Raw genomic sequence first — 18809 nt, 5'->3', positions numbered from 1 at the left:
TGAAGGTGCCGCCATCGAGCGTCAGCCCGCTGGTGTTCTTCAACCAGAGGGCGCGGAGCGCCTGAGGTGAATCCTCGCTCCACAGCGTGACCTTATCGGCCTCGATACGCTCCTGCAGGATGGGCACCAGCGCTGATTGATCTTTGCCTATGGTGATCGCCTGCTTCAGGTTGTATTCGAAGAGATCGCCGAGATCTTTGGCGCTGGCTTGAGGTTCGATGGTGGTAGAGATAGCTGCGTTTGAAGGGGCAGGTAAGCGCTCTGCCGTGACTGAGACCGAATCCGATGGGCTGGAGGGCCCAACTTTGAACATGGTGCTTCCAACTCCGCCTCCGAAACCAGGGCCCACGCCGGGGCCAGTGAACGCATTCTGTCCCGAGTGGCTTATGACCTTTCCGGCGATTCCGAATGGGCCACCACCGGCTTCACCAGCCGCAGGAACATGGGAGGACTTATCGAAGCTTTCCAGTCGGTCGCGGTCGCTACTCATCGTCCCCTCAAACGTCTGCGGAGTCAGCATCGCCGTCTCCGGTAGCGCGACCACCGGCCGCCGCGCATAGTACGGCTGGGAAATCTTCTCGATGAACGATTGTGGGGAGCCGGAGATCAGCGAGAGCTGAACGTTCTTCCAGTCTTCACCGATGGTGTTATCCACGATGGCCCAGCCCTGCAGCAGCGGTTTGGCACCCGATTGCGTGGGCAGGATGATGCGGTACGTACTCTTCCAGATCGGCACCTCGCTGATGTAGCTGACCACCAGGTCGCGGTCACCCGCGCCTGAGGTCGAGATCACCATGCGCCGCAGATCGCGGGCGCGCGAACTTCCGAGCAGGTCCAGGTAGCGGGTCACCTCTTCGTTGAGGTCGCGTTCGGCGAGACGCACGGTAGTTCCGGGCGTGAGCTCAAAAGTGCGCAGCTCGCCGCTCTCGGTCATGAGCGTGCACTCGGTCACGGGCACCAGTTCATCGCCCTTGGCGGTCTGCTTTTTCCTGGTTTCCACGCTGAGCAGCTTGCCCGTTGCAGTGGCCGATCCACTGCCATCTCCACGCGAGCTCCGCGCAGCGCATTGAGGAAGTCCGCCCGAGTCACTTGCTGCCCAAGCGGGATGCGCAGCGAGCGCAGTCGCTCATCCAGAGGAGCGATGGAGTTGTAGCGCACGGCGGTGACACGGCCTTCGCCGGTGTCCATCACGGTGAGCGACTTCAGAACGTCATCCAGTTGCGACGAAGTGAAGTCGATGGTGAGGTGCTGATTGCCGCGGATGCGGCCGGAGTGCTCGAAGTATCCGACACCATTCTTGTAAAGCACTACGCGCTTGATAGGGAGATGGCCGTTTGGCGACACCGGAGCCGCTGAAGCAGTGGTTGGCCGCGAAGGAATGGGTTCGGTCATGGCGGCCAAGCTGGCGATAAACAGCGCGACGAGAATTCTGATGGGGCGAGACATAGGTCCTCCTGCAGGATTAGACACCGCCCGAATTGGCAGGGGCGGGTCACGATCATACTGACGGTTTGTAGGGTGGGGGCCCAGGAACCAGAAATTGTTCGGGAAACCGAAACCATCAGGTTGTAAAGGGCGTGGAGAGACATTGGTTGTCTCAGCGAAAAAATCGCTGATTCCGGCCTTGATTGCCCCGCTTTTCACGCGCTCATCTCGGACTTGTCAAACGTTGGTAACTTCGGGCTTTGCGCTGATTCGTTGCGCTTCTGGGATGAGTCTAACCAGGTGAACACAGGGATTCTGGGGAATGCATGGGCACCAAGCGGGCAACCGCCATGGCTCACCCAGGCCCGAAGCTAAAGGTGAAAAGAGGAGAAGAAATGAAAATCATGAATCGAATGATGTTCACACTGGGAGTGCTGACGTTGTTGGCAGCGAGCGGGTACGCCGAGGATCGTATGGTTGCGAATGTACCGTTTGACTTCACCGCTGAAGGTCACGAATTCGCGGCTGGAAGGTACTACATATCGCAAATGTCCGATGGCTCGAAGGTACTTGCCATTCGCAATGATGCAAACAATGACACCATTTTCGTCCACACTTTTTCCGGGGATTCCTCGGGCGAGACCAAGCTGAGCTTCAATCGCTACGGGGAGACGTACTTCCTGGAGTCCGTCTCGACGCGCGATGCCGGTTACGAACTCGGCCGCTCACAGGCTGAGAAGAAGCTCCGCGCCAGCACCAAAGGAACCGAAACTATTGTTGCTGCGCTGGGTCAATAATGAATAGAGAGCCGAGGCGCTTGGCAAGGTTATGGCGCAAGCGTCTCGGCAAACGTTTTTGGAAAGAAGTAGTCATGGCGAAAGTAATTGAGTTCTACATTCCGGCGGGATACAGAGTGGCGCCGAAATGGAGAACTGAAACCGAAACCGGAAAGATCATTGAGTTTCCTGCAGCAGCGACCAAGAAATCGGCTTGAGGGAAGAGGCGGCGATTGTCCTGGAGCGAAGGGTGTGTGGGGTGATGAAGAAACCGCAAGGTCCTTCCTCAGCGGCCGCGACCCCCAAAAGGGACGGGGGTCGAGAAGAACGGCGGGGGCTTCGCTAAGGATGACAGGCTGAAAGCGATGGCAGTTGCAAATCAATCGGCGGAGGTGACCGCTTCGGGATCGAGCAACTGCACGACGCAACCTTTATCGCCGCAAGAGAGCGTTCCCCGGCGGACCAGTTTGGTGGGGGTGCCGTCGGGGAACGCCACCGGATATTTCCCGCTGTCCAGCTTGGAAGCAAAGCTGCGCAGCTTTTCGTCGCCAGAAAGAAACTTGATGCCGTCGATCTTGGGGCCGTTCTCGAAAACGAAGGCGAAGTCGGCCTGCGCGTTTCCGTTGGCGGTCGAGTCAAAGCGGGGCGCGGGAATGCCCAGGCCATTCTGGGCGGCGTTATGGATTGCCTCGTCCACTTTTTTAGGGTTCTTGAGCAAGGCAGTCAGGACTTCGCGAGCTTCGGGATAAGAATTCTTTGCCGCCAGAGCGGAAGCGTAAAGCCGGATGGCGTCATCTTTGCGACCGGCAGCTTCATAGATCCGGCCGAGGTGATAGGCACTCTCGCCGTGCGCGGTCAGCAACCAGGCAGCAGTGATGTATTTTTCGGCCTGCTCCAGATTGCCGCGCTGGAAGTGAACCCAACCCAGGGTATCCCAGAAGGAACCAATCGCGCCTGAATAGAAGTAATCCTCCAGGCGGAGGCGGGAAACATCCACATTGCGTAGCTGAGCTGCGACCTCGCTGACGGCAGACTCGGCATATTGTTGCGCGCGATCCAGTTCGATCTTGTGGCGTGCCAGTTCATAGGCAACGTTGTTAAAAGTGCTGGAATTGGGTGCGATCTCGACCGCCTTGTTCAGCGCCTCCAGACCTTTTTCCTGCTGACCAACTTCCAGGTAAGTGCGGCCCAGTTGGGTGAGAGTTCCGGCATTGCGGGGCTCCAGGGATGCAGCTTTTTCGAGTTCCGGCAGGGCCTCGGAAAATTTCCGCTGCTCGAGAAGTACCTGCGCCAGTCCGGTGTGGGCTGCAGAATCCAGGGGATTGATCTCCAGCTCCTTGCGAAAGGCAGCCGCTGACTCATCCCAGCGGTGATCGGCTGCGTAAGCGGCGGCAATCCCATTGTTCACTCGCGCCTCATAGGGATTCATCTCGAGAACTTTTCGGTAAGCGACGATGGCGTCGGCGGTCTTGCGCTCGGAAAGATAGGCGGTGCCCAAGCCGATCCAGGCATTCTTGTTCTTGGGCTCGAGCTCGGTGGCACGTTTGTAGGACTCGATGGCAGCGGGGAAATTCCGGTTGCGCATCGCCGCTGCGCCGGCGGCAATCAGGTCATCCGCCTTGAGGCCTTGAGGCAGTTGCGATGCGCCGGCCAGTGAGGTCTCGAGGGAGACCAGCTGTCCCTGGTCGGATTCGATGACGCGGCGAAAAGCGGCATAGTCATCGAGCCGCTGGCGCGGAATCTCACGCCGCAGCAGGCGCAGAGTTCGCTCTGCGGTGATGACGTTCTTCTCGTTCTTGTAAGTGACGGCATAGCTGGCATAGTCACGCGACACCAGGGCAGGCAGAGGAATGCTGACCGCGTAACGTGCGGGCACTTCCAGCTTCAACCTGTACACCGCCTCGATCGGAGCGCCTGTGAGTTCAACCTGCTCAGGCTGCTCGTCTTCGTCGCCCTCGATTTCGGGAGCTGACAGCTTGGGTAGGGGCACGGGAAAGGTTGGGTTCTTGCTCGACCAATCAAGATAATTCGCCACGGTAGCGGTGTAACGAAGCTCAAACGGCTTTTGCGTGTTGGTGGGGTTGTCGACGTTCAAGTTCGAAATCTCGCCGTTGATGCCGCCCGCGGACTTCACCAGGTCTTTCCACTCCGATTCCGGATGGCTGCGAAAGCCGTAGCGGAACATCAGCTCCGAGTCGCCGCGCAAGGTAAGGTGCATGTTGGCAATCAGCGTGCCTATGTCGTCGATCTTCGCATCGACATCGATGATCTGCTGATTGGGAACGGGCGAATCGGAAGGCGTCTCGATGAGAGTGCCGTTGCCGTCGGCCGGCACCCAGAGCGCCTGCTTGTGGCGCAGGCCGAAGCTGAGCAACTGGAAGGGCGCTACTTCGGTGGTGCTGTCGAGCCAGACCCGCTGTTTGCCCAGCGTGACCAGGGTGATGACGTGGTCGAACTGTCCCGGCGAAGGCACGTCGGGATCGATTCTGCGCCGCGAGTTGATGAGCACGGGATCGGCATGAATGCCGGCGATGGCTAGCATCGCTTCCAGCAGCGTGTGCTTATCTTTGCAGTCGCCGTAGCGGTTGGTGAAGATGTCGGCAGCGGCATGCGGCTGGTAGCGGCCGAGTCCAAACGAAAGGCTCACGTAGCGATATTCCGGTGCCACGAAGTCATAGATCGCTTTGATCTTTTCCAGGTCGGTCTTCTTATCTTTGATCAGCTCGGCGGTCTTTTCGCGAAGCACAGGAGTGGCCTGGATGCGCTCCCGCTGCAAAGGCGCGTACCAGGCGCCCACCTCCTGCCAGCTGCGGAAAGTGGTGAGCTGCACGCTAGGCTGCTCTTCCTGGAAGTGGCGGCGCCGCTTGCGGCGGTCTTCGCGGATTTCCTCCGGTGTCCTGTGCTTCAGATTGGCATTGGCCCAGGTATAAATGCGGTAGTCGCCGGATTCGTGAACCTCGGGATCGCGGCCGGGCTCGGTCTTGAGCTTGATAGGTTTGTCTTTGGGAACCGTGATCTCCAGCTTTTCATTGAGCACAATGACTTCGCGGTCGAAGTCGTACTCGAACCAGAACTGATTGGGAGCCAGGGCGGTTTCGATGGTCGTGGTGATGCTGTATTCCAGCTGATCACCAGGGCGCAGCCCCGGAACAGTAATGTGCTTCTGGCGGAAGTCGGTATACATGGGCGCCGTATGCACCACGGCGGACGCCAGGTCCTGCACGGCATCTGCGCCGGCGGTGATGACGCTGCCATCGGGTTTGCGTATGCGGACGTAATCGACGTCCAACTTCTCATTGCCCGAGCTATAGCCGAAGACCAATTGCCCGAGTTGGCGCACGCCCAGCTCGGTATTGACCAGAATGACGGCGGTCATCACCCGCCGGCCGGTACCATTTCTCTCGAACCAGACCTGGTTTTTCAGATCCTGTATGACGAAGGGCTCCTGAGAGAAATCCGGCTTCTTTTCGGCTTCGGCGGTGGCCGGAGGCTTGGATTGCGGCAGGCTATTCGGCACAGGGGGCGATTGCGTCCGATCCTTGATTTGGGAGCCCGGGGTTGAAGAGTCCTTAGAGGCGGATGGATTCTGTGTTGACGCGTTCTGGGCTGAGGCAGCATTCAGCGAGAACAGCAAAACCAAGAAGAAGACGGTGAAAGAAACGGCAACGCCTGAACTTCTCAAAATTAAACTTCTCATAGGTAGAGTCGCCTCTTGGCCCGATGTGCGCGCGCCCGCAATTTGGGAGTGCAGTATTCATTCTGACGCACTCGGGCGCGAAGGGAAAGGCATAACGCGGGAGACCGAGATTACGGAGGGGAAGCGGCGTTAGTGAGCAAGCAATCAGGACTCAGTAATCAGCGGTCAGCCAGGGCGCAACCTGGCCCACGAGCGGCGCCAGCAGGCGCTCGCTCGCAGATCAGGAAGTCAATGTGACTATTTGTAAGTAGCGTTGGTGCGAAGCAGGGAATCGCGGTGCGCGCTGAAGTCCACCATGGAACCAAATGCCGGACCCGTCAGCGGGTTGGCTTTCAGCGTATTTTGCAGCGCCGCATTGACCTTATCCAGTCCCTCCGCGTTCGCTGCGATGTACACAATCACGAACGTGCCGGGCGCTTCGGTGTGGATGGCTTCGGTATCGATTTCGTACTCATGGAGCGTGCCGTCGGCGAGCAGTTTTTCCAGTAGCGGCACAATCGCGCTCTTGCTAAGGGTGTCTACTGCGTCGTCGGGCGCGTCGGCTTTCAATTTATAGGTGCCAACGTGAGTGTAGGCGTTCTTGAATGATCCGGCATGCCAGTTGTAATACCGGCTGACGTAAAGGCTGTCCCAATGTTTTGTAGCACTGCCCAGGACCGGAGTAGTGGCGCCACCGGACTGGTAAAACTGCTCCAGCACATTGAGTATGGCCGCCATGGACATGGCCGACCACCAATCGTCGTGAGTTTCACCTTCCGGTTGGTGAACCAGAGTCACATCGTTACCGTAGGCCACGATGGTGCCTTTGGCGAGCGCCGCGTCGAGGATTTTCTGATCAGCGGCGTTGTTCTTTTCCATGTCGGCCCACTGCGCGCGGGGAATCTTCCAATTCCCCACATAGGAGTACATCGGCGGTTTTTCTTTGACTTCTGAGGTCTGCGCGCATGCGGGTAGTGCCCACAGGGCAGCCATCGCGAGCAGGCACACTACTGCGAACTCTCTTCCCAATTTCCTGTGCATAATCCTCTCCCTTCGGAAAGATAGTCAGGATTACCGATTTTCCTGGAGGCCGTAATGTATACGCGCAGTCTTGGGGAAAAGCCAGTCCAAACTGGCAAGGCTTCTCACGAGGCCAAGGACGATTCCTGCGGCGAGGCGCATCGGATCTGAACCAACTCGGAGGGCCTGAATTCAGTCTTGCGAATCATGTTGGCGGAACGAATGCCAGTTCTCAGCCAGGATTTTTCACAGTCCGCCGATGACGGTCCGCGCATATTGCCTTCCATGTAGGCCAATCCCGGACAGCGAGTGCAGGTTCCAACGTGGGAGCATTCGGAGCAGACCTCGAGATCGCGTGCGCGAATGGATCGCACCTGGTTCAATGCCTGGGAGGCCTTCCAAATGTCGGCGAATCTTTGCTGACGAAGGTTGCCGCAGGGGAGCGGGAACTGCACGCAGGGAAAGACCTCAGCATACGGCGAGATGTAAGCGAATGTGTGGCCGGCGCTGCAAGGATAACCGTCCAGGATGTCCGCTCCAACCGGCGCAGGCGGTGCACAGAATTCCTGGACGTCGCCCACCAGGGTTTCGTCATGCAGGATGCGCTCGAGATCCGTGCTGGGAATGCGCAGACTCAGGATGGTGCGGTCGCCATCCATATGCGGAGTAATGGTCGGGTCAACTGTGTAGTGGACGCCGAGTTCACGCGCCAGCTCCTGGACCCCGGCCTGATCGCCTATATTCCGATTCATGAGCACGTTGGCGATTGAGACGCGGACTCCATGGGCCGTCAGCAAGCGTACTCCTCTTAGAGTGCGCTCTAGAGATCCGGGCAGGTGGGTTATGGCATCGTGAACTTCGGGGCGATGAGAATAGACGCTGATCTGTACCCGATCCACTCCCAGCTCCCGGATTTGCTCCGCTTGCGCTTCGCGGATGAGGACTGCATTGGTTTTGATCTTGACATTGAAAAGCAGCTGACGGGCATGCTCTACCAGCTTCAGAAAGTCGCGGCGCAAAAAAACTTCGCCGCCACTGAAAGTTAGAAAGAAAGTCCCGGCGTCGGCGAGTTGGTCCAGCACTCCGATGATCTCGTCCGTGGTCATTTCGCCGCGGTCATGGTGATCGAGATAGCAGTGTATGCAACGCTCGTTGCAGCGGTAGGTGACATCAAGCTGGACGGAGAGCGGCACGCGAAGATCAATCGCCCGCTGGTTGATTTCCTCCAGCAGACTCATCGATGGAATACCCCCGATGGGGGTGTATTCGCGACCGGAGTGGTGCAGATCCGCAGAATTCCATGCTTCGCGAGCTGCTCCACAAACTCTTCGGCATCGCGCAGGGCAGTTTCGCGATCGATCCCGAAAGCTGAACAGATTCTGCTGTCCACGATATCAGCGAGTAGAGTCTGTCCATCGGCGGCCTGCCAAATCGCAGATGCAACTTCGTTCAGGCTAAAGAAGGTGGAGTCTACGGGAGACATGATCATCATTTCGCCGTCCAGCATGCGCGCAGCAATCGCCGTGCTGCGCGCCACATACTTGATTTGCCTGTTCTCCATGAACTCTGGCCTCAGCCAATCATTTCCCAGACATGTTCATCGGGGACAAACGTGAGCCGCTTGACCGGAACCTGCATCACAAAATCGCACGCAATTTGAAAAACCGAGCCCGCGAGATTCGCCGAATCTGCAAAGAAGAGAATGTTGCGCATCAGGGCATGCAGCGCTTCAGCAGGAGTTACCGGACTGACACAATTCTGGGGTCCTTTATCCAGAAGATAGATGGCCGCCACGGGTGCGGCACAATTCTTTCCAGCCTGGCGAAGCTCGCCGGAGAAAGGCGTGCCAAAGGCCCGGAAGGCGCCTTCCAGTGGACGCAAATATGAAACTTCATCGCTGAGCAGCGTGACATGAGGCGGGGCCAGTCGTGAAATTGTCGTCTTGCCGGCGCCGGAAAGCCCGGTGAAAACGTAAGCGCGCCCGCCGCGAATGGCGCTGGCAGCATGGAGGAGAAATCCACGCTGACCCACAAGCAGCAAGCTATGCAAAATGCGCAACACAGTGTCGATGGAATAAGGATTCGCCGTCTGGCGAACCTTCCCCCTGCCTGACGTCGGATCCCAGACGACGCTGAAGTCTCCCCGGCGCAGATGCCAGCACCCGCCCGTGAAGCGAACCTCCAGATCAGCATCCAAGTCGCTGTTATCGGGAAACTCCAGCAACTCCACCTCCAATTCGAAGCTAGGTTTTGCAGGAAGAGAAATGAAATCGTGATAGTGGCGTAGCAGCATCTGCCGAAAGAAAGGACTCTCCGTGTGTACGGTACCGACGATGCCGCCGATGTTGATTGCGATCGCGTCAGCTGCGGCAGACACGGATGCCAGAACGGCACTCACCAGGCCCTCCGGGCACGGGTATTGTGAGAGAGCTTAAGGTTCAGGGTGAAAAGCAGGTGGCGAAAGCGGTCCGAGCGCCGCACAATCCGTGAAAGAATCCGAGAAGCGAGTCGCGGAGTACGAGAGATCGCCCATCCAGTTCCAAAGCGTTGAGCTGCAGTTACCAGCCCCAAAACCTCTGAGCCACGCACCGGCAGATCGCCCGCTGGGAGAGTATCGCCTCGCGTACGGATCACAAGCTCACCGGCAGGCGCATCCATTCCTACGATGCGATGAGCCATAATGCGATTCTCGCGCAAAAAGAGAATCACATCGCCAGGAGCAAGTTTCTCCACTTTGACGGGCTTTACCCAAACCAGGTCGCCGGGCCAGAGCGTGGGCATCATGCTGGTGCCGCTGAGCCGGAGCTGAATCACCCTACCCGCCACAAGAGCCTGCCGGATCAGCTCGGTTTTTGTTGCGGCGGAAGATTGCGCACTGGCACACATCTTTTGGGCGTTGCGGACGGATCGATTTGCCGGCCAATCTCGAATAGTATGTGAGGCTCAAAGTGAGCTTGGAATAACTCCCCTGATACGGTCTTTCTGAGCCTGGCGTACACCCTTAGTACATATGCTTTCCAGCACTGAGGGTCCTAGCGTGAAAAAGCAGCCTTAGAATGTCTCGGGAGGGTGCGAGTGCTGCATGAGTGACGCCGAGAGAGGCGACGATCAAGAGCCCGCCGGGGATCCTAAGCCAGCTCGAAAGCCTTATCACAAGCCGGAATTCCGCTTCGAGCGCGTGTTTGAAACGACGGCCTTGGCCTGCGGGAAAATTAATGCCACCCAAAAGCACTGTCATTTCAATCGCAAGACTTCATAGCACGGCTGCGCCGATGTCCATAAATTGGGCTCCGCGCCAAAGCGGTCCCAAAATTGGGAGGCTGTGTTCATGAGTCAGAAGTTCGGTGAGGTTACAGGCAATGAAGCTAATTAGGGGAAGTATCGGCCTGCTCAGCTTGCTTATATTGCTGGGATCTACCGCCATGGGGCAGCCAGGCCCGGGGCATGTCAGGGTCGACGATGAGTCCGCGGAGCACGCGCATCACCTCGGATTTCCTGAGGACTGGAGTTCGCGCCACGTAGTCATGACCGGCAACCTCGCCAGCGAAGCGATTGCAGCTGGGTGGAAAGAACCTCGCCATGTTTACAACATGGTCAGGCGCCAGATGGCTGATGAAGCCGGCGCGCCAGTCATCTCCAGCAAGAACGCCGTCAGGATTGATTGGGCAGTCTCGCTGGAAAACGGTTTCGTACCCGCCAACCAGTATCCCGCAAAGTACAGATTCGATGTGACCGCGCAGGATTGTAATGGTGACTACGTAGTTTTTGGGCTAAATGCACCTTCGGGCCAGGCGAATCTGGTGGGCATCAACAACCTGTACACGGAAAAATCGCCGCCCTGCAACAGCGGCAGCCCCTGGGTCGCGTTTGCCTATAACACTTTCACCCAGGGTGGCGGCCACATTCGCACCTCACCTACCATTTCTGTCGACGGCACCAAGGTGGCATTCGTGGAGAGCGCAACCCTGGGATCTTTCTTCCACGTCCTGGTGCTGCCCAATCCGATTCCAGCTCCGCCCTTGCAGACGGGAACAGTGTTATCGCCATCAACTCCATCGTCGTGCACTACACCTACAGCGCCCAACTGCATGACGACGGTGCAGATCTCGACTGGCGCGAATACAGATTCCTCGCCCTATATCGACTACAGCACGGACACGGCTTACGTGGGAACGGATGACGGCAAGCTATACAAGATCACGCCGGTGTTCGGAGGCGGCCAGCCCCAGGTGGTCAATGACAGCAATTGGCCGGTGACAGTGGTAGCCAACGGCCTTGCGAGCAAAGTGGTAACCGATGCAATTGTGGACAGCAATGCCGACCGCATCTTCATGGGAGACGGCAATGGCTATTTGTACGCTATCAGCCTGACCAGTCCCCACCACGGAACGTCGGCACGCGTCGCGATCGGGTGGGTAGGTCATGGTGCGGGAACGGGCGTTATCGACGCTCCGATTGTGGTCAATGATTCGGCCAATCCCGCTGTTGACCAGGTATTTGCCTTCACTGGCTGCAGCAACGTGAATGGCACCGGAGGAGCCATCACTCAGCTTCCCGCTAACTTTACCTCCAGCTTTACAGCCAGTAATTCCAATACGGTCGACCTGGGCTCGGCCAGCGGCGCCGGCGACTGCACCACCGGCAACGTCCACGCCGGCGCCTTCGACAATCAATTCTGGATCGGCGGAACTACTGCTGGGCATATCCTGGGCTGCGGTTTTGTATCAGGTACGACGGGAAATCCGCTGATCCCCTCGAATCCCAAGATGTACATGTATAGCTTCGTGAACCACACCTTGCAGAAGCCTGCGTCCACGGCAACCACCTGGGTGGTCAACAATAGCGTGGGAGATGAGTGCTCACCTTTGACTGAGTTCTACAACGGCACCACCGACCGCATGTTTTTTGGCGTGGGCAGCGTCAATGACGGCTTTCTGGAGAGTTCGACTCTTACTGGGACGGCGTCCCAGCCCAACTGCAGCAATCCCCCGACTTCGAGTTGCGTTGCCGCCCCGCGCGCCTTGGGAGGAACCAGCGGCATTGTGGTGGATAATCAGGTGACCAACGGCGGTACCAACATCTACTTTTCCACCCTGGTAGGCGGCTCGGTGAACGGAGGAAACTGCAAAGTAAGCGGGGGAGCCGCTACTCCTTACTGTGCCGTGAAGCTGACGCAGTCGGCGCTGCAGTAGAAAACTCGTCTTCGGCGCTTGCTTGCACCTCAGACCCGGATCTATGTGCAGTCCAGTGCATTCCCACACCGGGACCGGCGAATGGGCGCCGATCCTTCTAATCTGCCTGGAGATGTTGTTTTCCCCGCTTCAACACTTGCGGGATTCGTCCAGCCTGCGCTGCTTGCGCTCGAGCAATTCATTGAGCTCGCGAATCAGTTCCAGGAATCGATGGTGATCCTTCTCACACTCAATCTGCGCGCACAACTGGTACATGCGTTTGATTTCTTCAGGTTTCATCGATGGTGGGATGGCGTAAATTGGCCCAAGGTATTTACGGGAAAGCGGGTATTCTCGTGTGCGGTGCGCCCTAGGGGTAAGAAAATTGGTATGCAGAAAATGAGTGAGGGGTTGAAATCAAGGCAATTAGATGATGTTCGGGGTTGTGAGCGCTTTGCTTAGCGCAGATGCCCCCAGCGAAAAACCGGGCCAACCGAAAACCGCACATAGTTCTGCCGGCTGGTCAGCAAATTCGAGAACAAATGGGTATTCACCCAGTCTGTCGCGAAACGCACCCCGACTGCTCGCGATACATTCACGTCGAACCCACCACCCAAGCCGAAGAAAACCGCCGTGTCGGTTTGGTGAGAGGCAGGGACGGGAGCGCCCAGCAGGGTCAGGAGTGCTCCAAGTTGTGGGGGCAGATCAAAGTCGGCTGATTCGTGGATTCCGCCCAGGCCGGGTCGGGCGAACAGCGTTATCTTGTCCCACTTGCGCAAGTAAAATTGGGTACCGGCAGCAAACGTGTAGGTAGTGGATCGGAAGGCAATATGAACCGCACTTGGCGGCGGCGCTCCTAACCCTGCGGCCCCGGCCAGCAAGGGGGCGAACACAGTTTCGGTGCCGGTGATGGTCCCTGCGCCGCTCAAAACGTCGTCGCCCATGGCGCTGAAGTCCGCGCCAATCCCCAGCCAAGGTTTCACGATCATACCGAAGTCGCCCTCGAATCCCCGCTCTGTAAGGTTGCGAGCGGGGCTTATCAAGTAATCGAAGCCGGTGAATACGGCATATCGGTTGATGTCCTTCTGCTGTGCAACGCTGGGGGAACAGAGAAGGGCCAGGAGTGCGCATAATAAGAGATTTCTTGGGTTCATCTGTGGTTCCCTGTTATTGAACCAATCGTTAACGCAACGCCGAACTAAGCGGCACTCAGCACGGACCTGCCAAGCCTCTCGTGCTCGGATCCTGTCGTGTACTCGCTCTTGTACAGCCACTGCGGTCTGTACGGCGGTGATCTTGCGAACGGTGTTTTTTGACAGAACCACAGGTAGTCAGCCGTTGAGATCACGTCGATTTCACAGCGACCGGATCACTTGTGAGCCAGGGAGGTTTCAATATGGCGCCAACTCAACTGACACCCGACTTCGTTTTCATCTGTGGTATCCTCGCTGCCCTTAGGGGATCACTAGATCGAGGAACGAAATCGTGCGCCATCCAAACGCCAGAAGGACGACGTGCGAGAACCGTCAGCCCATTTTCTGCTTGGCTCTGACTGGTCTCTTCATACTCGTAAGGCCATGGAGGAAAAATATGACAAGAACCTGTGACGGCTCTCTGGATCGTCGCAGCTTTCTCAGTGTGGGGCTTGGTACTTGTTTCCTCAGTCCTGCCCTGTCTTTATTACCGGCGCAGTTCGCGCCCAGCATGAGGGATTCTTTGACGAAAGAGCAACGTGACAGCATGACCCCGGCGCAGGTTCTTGATGAACTGAAAAAGGGGAACGAGCGCTTCCGCACCGGAAAGATGGCTTCTCGGGATTACCTGGCGGAGAAACGATCAAGCGCCGCGGGGCAATATCCGGCGGCAGTCGTGCTCGGGTGCCTCGATTCCCGAGTGCCAGTCGAGATCGTATTCGACGCTGGGATCGGCGATACCTTTACCGGCAGGGTGGCAGGAAACGTGGTGAACGATGACATGCTCGGCAGCATGGAATTTGGCTGTGCAGTTTCCGGCGCTAAGGTGGTGCTGGTATTAGGGCATACAGCTTGTGGAGCGATTAAGGGCGCGATCGACGACGTCGTGTTGGGTAACCTCACCGGGCTGTTGGCGCGGATCAAGCCGGCCATACCGGCGACCAAGTTTGATGGCGAAAAGTCCAGCAAGAATGCGAGCTATGTCAATGCAGTCGCACGATCCAATGTCATGCTGGGTCTGGCCGAAATCCGCAAGCGTAGTCCAATCCTGGAGGAGATGGAGAGAAAAGGGAGCATCAAGATCACAGGCGCGATGTACGATCTGGCGACCGGCGTCGTCGAGTTTGTCAGCTAGCGCCGAATCTTGCTGTCGGCAATGCTCCCCTTGCCAGTGCCTGGTGGTTAAGGACTGGTGTTAACACAAGTGACCGAGGCTGAAGACGTGGTGATGCCACGTCATCACCGAACACGCCTCGGGCATTCGGCCTACAAGACCCTACTCATCCTCGTCGTGTTCCCGGAACTGAGGCACAAATGTTGAGCCTCCCAAGTCGGCGTCACTGAAGCCGAACACGAAAAACTGGTTGGGATTCGCAACTGGAGGCACGTCGTTGGTTTCGAGCACGAAGTCGTTATCATTAGCCACCCACAGGGTGTGAAGCTTTGTGCCTTTACGCTTGATGTCCCGGCCGAAGGTGAGGCCTTCAATCTTGGAGGGAATGTCAAACGTAACGTCGAAGCCGTTCGCCTTCAGTACCTGGACGATATCCAGGAACAGCGTCTTGGGAACTGCAAGTTTGACCGCGTCGGTGCCGTTCATGCCGGTCACGTCGACTGCGCCGTCCAGGTCAATCTTGAAAATTTGTTTTACCCGCGCGTCATTGCTGGTCAGATTGTTGCCCCCCTCGCGTCCCCTGCCATCACGTTCGTCGACAAGGAATTCGTGATTATTGAGCGCCAAAATTTCACTCACCCCGCTGCCGGTGGTGAGCTTGTACGCGTATTGGTGGGTGACGTTACCGGAAGCAACATCAATGGTGACGATGCGCAGCAGGTTGGCAGCGTCTCCCTTTAGCTTGGCGTCCTGGAGCAACGCAGCCTGGATGATGCCGACTAGGGTATGGCCGTCGGGTGTGATGGCGAGACCTTCCATACCCTTGTTTGCAGTTCGGCCAGCGGCGTTTTGAGAAATTTCTGTCGCGCCGACCGGCGACAACGAAGTTACGTAAAAATCATCCGGCAATTTGAACGACCGGACGCGTTCTCCCGTGAACCGGTTGAACTGATATACGTAGGGCCCGTACTCGTCGGAAATGAATACACTCCATCCGTCATTGGAAACACGAATGCTTTCCGTGTCCAAGCGGGCATTCTTGGGATTGCCGGAGTTCTCGCCGGGATCGAAGTTGTCGGAGCGTCCGGTGAAGAAGTGCTGAAAGAAATTGTTAACCGGGGGAACGCCCGAGGGGACGCCAAGTCCGTCCCCGGTGCCATACACCAGGGCGGTGTGGCTCCAAAGCAAAGTCGTACCCTTTAGCCGCGGGGTCAGCGTGAACGGCAGGCCTCGTGCGGCGTCGGGTTTCGAGTTCAGCACCATCTTGACAGTGTGGAAGCGATTAATGTAGCTGACGGTGTCGTCTATCGCCGTGTCAAAGGAAACAGCGTTGGGGCCGCGATCTGGGAGAGCAAGAAAAGTATTATCGGATGCGTACGCCAGTCCTGACCCCAGACCTCCCAGCAGGTTCGCCGGAGCACCATTCTCCAGGTTATAGGTCAACCCCGAGAGGTCAACATTGTCACCGGCGCGGGAGTCCGTAAGCTCGCCGACCGCAAGCAAAGTGACTTGTGCGCCGCAGTGCGACGCCGTCAATAATCCGAGCGCGAAGGCCAATAAGGCAGTGCGACAGACAGACAGCTTCATAGACATCAGGGTCCCCCCAGGATTTGACATCAGAGCGGGGCAAATCCTAAGAAGGCACGAGAACCCAGTCAAATTAATCTTTGATTACAAGGATCCTCGTGTACCTGCCGCAGCAGCCAATGAGATTTCGCGCGGATAGGATTTGAGACAACACTCCAATGCCGAGCCTTCAAACGGCATGAAGGACAGCTGTGCGCTCAGAAGTTGTGGATAAGTTTCGAGAATTTCCAGCGCAGTGAGCGGGATCAGTCGTGCAGTAGAGAGCCGCCAGAAGACTCTTCAGCAGTGCCACTCGCCAAGACTCAGCGGTGCAAGCCCCCGTGCGAGCTGTGACCGCTCATGCCGCTGTGGGAGGCAAATGATCCGGCAGTATATGAATGAGCGGGGGAACCGCGATAGCCCCCGTAATAGCCCGGCTGGCCCCCAGTGTACGCCCGATAGCCCGCGTAATAACCCGGGCGGCTTCCACTATACGCGCGATAGCCCCCGTAATAACCCGGGCGGCCTCCACTGTACCCGCGATACCCAGGAGAGTATCCGTGATAACCGCCCCAGGAGCTGCGATAGCCATACCCGTGATAGTACGGAGTGGGGTAGCGATAGTACCCGCGATATCCGTAGTAGTAGGGATAACGGTAATAACCGGGATAGCCGTAATAGCCAGGATAGCCAAAGAAGAAGCTAAACGAAGATCCGTAGTAGTACGGATAGCCCGCATAGTAGGGATAGCCGTAATCGTAGTAGTAAGGATAGTAAGGCGGCCAGTAGGACAAGTAGTAAGGGGGCGGGTAAGCCGGAGGAGGCGGGGCTACTGCCGGAGGCGGAGCCGCCGCAGGTGGAGGTGGCGTCTGAGTGGCAGGGGATTGCTGAGGCTGTGTCTCCGCCTGCGAATAATCGAGCGAAGCCACTCCGCGAAATGCCTGTGGCGCATATTCAGTGTCTATGGTCACGGGAGCTGTAACTTGAAATGTCAGCAACGTCTCCGGCGGAAGTACCGTGGGGTAGCCCCGAGTGAGCAAAACACCGAGCGCACCGGTTGCAGCGCCCGCTCCTGCGCCGATCCCTGCTCCTTTGCCACCACCTGCGGCTCCGCCGATGGCCGCGCCCAGTGCAGTTGTACCTGTGACAGCCGCGACATCCCGCACGTTGGACGTTGGACCTCTGCGAACCACAAATTGCGACTGGATCGGCAAGTCCTGACCGTCCACCAGACTCAGACTGCTCAGCGTAATTTTCAGGTGCGAAACGCCGGCGACCATGCCTGCCTTCTTTGCCTCCACTACTCGGCCTGCGACAGAAGAGCCGCCTTGTGCGACCACGATGCCCTGCACGACTACCGGTTGCGCGAGGGTAGCGGAGAAGAGATCGCCGGGCTGGTTGCGGTCCGAAGAAAGCTCCTCGTTGATGCGGACCGTCAAGATAGTCCCCGGGCGAAGAGTCAAAGGCGGCATCGCCACGCGGCTCTGCAAGCCAGGATCAGAGGGAGAAGGAATACTGGCTGGATAGGTTTGTGCCAGGATCGGCGTGCCTGCGATCAACAGCAGGATTATTCCAAGCGGAAAAATCTGTTGGTGTCGGGTTACAAAAGCCAGCGGGTTCATAGCCTGCTCCTGTTCTTTTTGCTGATCAGCAGCTACCCCGTTTTGTGCAATGCTGTTTGTTAAAAAAACCCGATTATTCCGCCAATAATTTTACTCCCAATCGGACGCGCTGCACGCGCTGCACAGCAACATTCCTCAAACGGGAGCTGCAAAAGTGTGCACAGCCAGGCAATTCCGTGTGTCGGCGAGCGATCGCGAACCGTTCCTCAGCAGAAGCTAAATGTCCTTTGTAATCATAAAATTGGAAAACAAGGTCGCGCCAATTTCCAGACCTGCCGCTACTCTTTGGTCACGGAAATCGTGATCCGCATGCCGGGGCCAGGATCGCGCTCTGACAGCCAAGAAACAGTCTTTGCTTCCACCCCAGTTATCTAGCCGTTCTTGATCTTCTTTGCCAGCACCCATTCCACCAGTTGCGGGGCTAATCCGTACACCTTGGCGGCGATCCAATAGCGATGTGGGGTGAACACTTCCCGCTTACCATGCAAATACCCGTTGAGGATATCCCTGGCAACGGTTTCAGCACTCGCGCCACGACGCCTGTCGTCCAGTTGGCGAGGGTCGCGGCCGGGGATTTTGTTGGCACGGAAGTTTGTCGCAATGTATCCCGGGCAAACCGTCAGCACGTGCACGCCCGTGCCCAGCAACTCAACTCGTGCCGCTTTGCCGATCGCGTTCATAGCGAATTTTGTTGCACTATAGGCAGCCTGAAACGGCAGGGGAATGTGTCCCGCGACGCTAGAAATGTTGATGATCGTGCCACCGCCCTGGCGCTTCATAACAGGAGTCGCCGCCTGCATCCCGTCAATCGCGCCGAAGAGGTTCGTCTCGAACATCCGTCGACAGGCATTGAGGTCCATCATCTCTACAGAGTCTTGCAAGCCAAGACCGGCGTTATTGACCCAAATGTCGATACGACCGAAATTGTGCAACGTCAGTGACAGCACGCGGTCGATGTCTTCCCGGTTGCGGACGTCGCAGGCGAGGGCCAACGTGCGCTCGGGATGGCCGATACGGGTGCGGGCCGCCTCCAACCGTGCCTGATCACGGGAGGCCAGGACGACGGTAGCGCCTTCCGCAGCCAACAAGCGCGCCAGCGCCTCGCCAATTCCCATCGAGGCACCGGTAATTACGGCAACCCTTCCACTGAGCTGATCAGACATAGTTAATTCGACAGACCTGAGCGTAGCAGATAAGCATTATCCGCAATCGTACTGGGTGCGACACTATGCCATCGGGCCAGAACA

Annotated in this window: 17 protein-coding genes; 5 read left to right on the top strand and 12 right to left on the bottom strand. The window is 57.5% G+C overall.

Features of this window, described 5'->3' with window-relative positions; translation table 11 throughout:
- Window positions 1-1000, bottom strand: a 1000-nt coding sequence (locus tag VEG30_04750) for a hypothetical protein (GenBank protein ID HXZ79217.1), incomplete at its 3' end; no start/stop codon positions are given.
- Window positions 949-1446 (bottom strand): hypothetical protein, encoded by a 498-nt coding sequence (locus VEG30_04745; protein HXZ79216.1) that lies wholly within the window; start codon window positions 1444-1446, stop codon window positions 949-951. The genes VEG30_04750 and VEG30_04745, both read right to left, overlap by 52 nt.
- Window positions 1447-1820: 374 nt before the next feature.
- On the opposite strand from VEG30_04745, the gene VEG30_04740 reads away from it, so the two are divergent.
- Together VEG30_04740 and VEG30_04735 are read left to right on the top strand one after the other, a co-directional pair.
- Window positions 1821-2222, top strand: a complete 402-nt coding sequence (locus VEG30_04740) for a hypothetical protein (GenBank protein HXZ79215.1) — start codon at window positions 1821-1823, stop codon at window positions 2220-2222.
- A gap of 74 nt (window positions 2223-2296) precedes the next feature.
- Window positions 2297-2419, top strand: a complete 123-nt coding sequence (locus tag VEG30_04735) for a hypothetical protein (protein ID HXZ79214.1) — start codon at window positions 2297-2299, stop codon at window positions 2417-2419.
- A gap of 161 nt (window positions 2420-2580) precedes the next feature.
- On the opposite strand, the gene VEG30_04730 is transcribed toward VEG30_04735, so the two are convergent.
- From VEG30_04730 to VEG30_04705, 6 genes are all read right to left on the bottom strand, one after another.
- Window positions 2581-5718, bottom strand: a complete 3138-nt coding sequence (locus VEG30_04730) for a DUF3857 domain-containing protein (protein HXZ79213.1) — start codon at window positions 5716-5718, stop codon at window positions 2581-2583.
- Window positions 5719-6135: 417 nt separating this feature from the next.
- A complete protein-coding gene (locus tag VEG30_04725; GenBank protein ID HXZ79212.1) occupies window positions 6136-6918 on the bottom strand; it encodes a hypothetical protein in 783 nt (260 codons plus the stop codon).
- Between the two features lie 104 nt (window positions 6919-7022).
- Window positions 7023-8135, bottom strand: coding sequence for a radical SAM protein (locus VEG30_04720; GenBank protein HXZ79211.1), 1113 nt, complete (start codon window positions 8133-8135; stop codon window positions 7023-7025).
- Window positions 8132-8458, bottom strand: a complete 327-nt coding sequence (locus VEG30_04715) for a PqqD family protein (protein HXZ79210.1) — start codon at window positions 8456-8458, stop codon at window positions 8132-8134. Before VEG30_04715 ends, VEG30_04720 begins: the two co-directional genes overlap by 4 nt.
- 11 nt (window positions 8459-8469) lie before the next feature.
- Window positions 8470-9294, bottom strand: a complete 825-nt coding sequence (locus VEG30_04710) for a hypothetical protein (GenBank protein ID HXZ79209.1) — start codon at window positions 9292-9294, stop codon at window positions 8470-8472.
- The gene (locus tag VEG30_04705) at window positions 9291-9722 is read right to left on the bottom strand and encodes a signal peptidase I (GenBank protein ID HXZ79208.1); all 432 of its coding nucleotides are present in this window, start codon (window positions 9720-9722) and stop codon (window positions 9291-9293) included. The genes VEG30_04710 and VEG30_04705 overlap by 4 nt, the downstream gene beginning before the upstream one ends.
- Window positions 9723-10255: 533 nt before the next feature.
- Between VEG30_04705 and VEG30_04700 the strand changes: the two genes are divergently transcribed.
- Together VEG30_04700 and VEG30_04695 are read left to right on the top strand one after the other, a co-directional pair.
- Window positions 10256-12088, top strand: a complete 1833-nt coding sequence (locus VEG30_04700; GenBank protein ID HXZ79207.1) for a hypothetical protein — start codon at window positions 10256-10258, stop codon at window positions 12086-12088.
- 81 nt (window positions 12089-12169) lie between these two features.
- Window positions 12170-12529: a hypothetical protein gene (locus tag VEG30_04695; protein HXZ79206.1), complete on the top strand. Its 360-nt coding sequence runs from the start codon at window positions 12170-12172 to the stop codon at window positions 12527-12529.
- Here VEG30_04695 and VEG30_04690 read toward each other — a convergent pair.
- The gene (locus VEG30_04690; GenBank protein HXZ79205.1) at window positions 12526-13221 is read right to left on the bottom strand and encodes an outer membrane beta-barrel protein; all 696 of its coding nucleotides are present in this window, start codon (window positions 13219-13221) and stop codon (window positions 12526-12528) included. The genes VEG30_04695 and VEG30_04690 overlap by 4 nt on opposite strands.
- 436 nt (window positions 13222-13657) lie before the next feature.
- Here VEG30_04690 and VEG30_04685 point away from each other — a divergent pair, with 436 nt between their 5' ends.
- Entirely contained in the window at window positions 13658-14395 is a 738-nt protein-coding gene (locus VEG30_04685; protein HXZ79204.1) for a carbonic anhydrase family protein, read from the top strand.
- A gap of 141 nt (window positions 14396-14536) precedes the next feature.
- Here the strand turns inward: VEG30_04685 and VEG30_04680 are convergent, their stop codons facing one another.
- The 3 genes from VEG30_04680 to VEG30_04670 form a co-directional block, all read right to left on the bottom strand.
- A complete protein-coding gene (locus VEG30_04680; GenBank protein HXZ79203.1) occupies window positions 14537-15961 on the bottom strand; it encodes an esterase-like activity of phytase family protein in 1425 nt (474 codons plus the stop codon).
- 302 nt (window positions 15962-16263) lie between these two features.
- Window positions 16264-17562 (bottom strand): hypothetical protein, encoded by a 1299-nt coding sequence (locus tag VEG30_04675; GenBank protein HXZ79202.1) that lies wholly within the window; start codon window positions 17560-17562, stop codon window positions 16264-16266.
- A gap of 371 nt (window positions 17563-17933) precedes the next feature.
- A complete protein-coding gene (locus VEG30_04670; protein HXZ79201.1) occupies window positions 17934-18725 on the bottom strand; it encodes an SDR family NAD(P)-dependent oxidoreductase in 792 nt (263 codons plus the stop codon).
- Window positions 18726-18809 lie beyond the last annotated feature (84 nt).

It is taken from the genome of Terriglobales bacterium, assembly GCA_035624455.1.
Classification (GTDB): Bacteria; Acidobacteriota; Terriglobia; order Terriglobales; family Acidobacteriaceae; genus DASPRM01.
Note: the sequence above shows the minus strand (reverse complement) of the source record. Positions and strands in the feature narration are given on the sequence as shown.

Coding starts and splice junctions, on each gene's coding strand:
- VEG30_04745 (HXZ79216.1), bottom strand. CDS start 1,446: ATGTCTCGCCCCATCAGAATTCTCGTCGCGCTGTTTATCGCCAGCTTG.
- VEG30_04740 (HXZ79215.1), top strand. CDS start 1,821: ATGAAAATCATGAATCGAATGATGTTCACACTGGGAGTGCTGACGTTG.
- VEG30_04735 (HXZ79214.1), top strand. CDS start 2,297: ATGGCGAAAGTAATTGAGTTCTACATTCCGGCGGGATACAGAGTGGCG.
- VEG30_04725 (HXZ79212.1), bottom strand. CDS start 6,918: ATGCACAGGAAATTGGGAAGAGAGTTCGCAGTAGTGTGCCTGCTCGCG.
- VEG30_04720 (HXZ79211.1), bottom strand. CDS start 8,135: ATGAGTCTGCTGGAGGAAATCAACCAGCGGGCGATTGATCTTCGCGTG.
- VEG30_04715 (HXZ79210.1), bottom strand. CDS start 8,458: ATGGAGAACAGGCAAATCAAGTATGTGGCGCGCAGCACGGCGATTGCT.
- VEG30_04700 (HXZ79207.1), top strand. CDS start 10,256: ATGAAGCTAATTAGGGGAAGTATCGGCCTGCTCAGCTTGCTTATATTG.
- VEG30_04695 (HXZ79206.1), top strand. CDS start 12,170: ATGGGCGCCGATCCTTCTAATCTGCCTGGAGATGTTGTTTTCCCCGCT.
- VEG30_04690 (HXZ79205.1), bottom strand. CDS start 13,221: ATGAACCCAAGAAATCTCTTATTATGCGCACTCCTGGCCCTTCTCTGT.
- VEG30_04685 (HXZ79204.1), top strand. CDS start 13,658: ATGACAAGAACCTGTGACGGCTCTCTGGATCGTCGCAGCTTTCTCAGT.
- VEG30_04680 (HXZ79203.1), bottom strand. CDS start 15,961: ATGAAGCTGTCTGTCTGTCGCACTGCCTTATTGGCCTTCGCGCTCGGA.
- VEG30_04675 (HXZ79202.1), bottom strand. CDS start 17,562: ATGAACCCGCTGGCTTTTGTAACCCGACACCAACAGATTTTTCCGCTT.
- VEG30_04670 (HXZ79201.1), bottom strand. CDS start 18,725: ATGTCTGATCAGCTCAGTGGAAGGGTTGCCGTAATTACCGGTGCCTCG.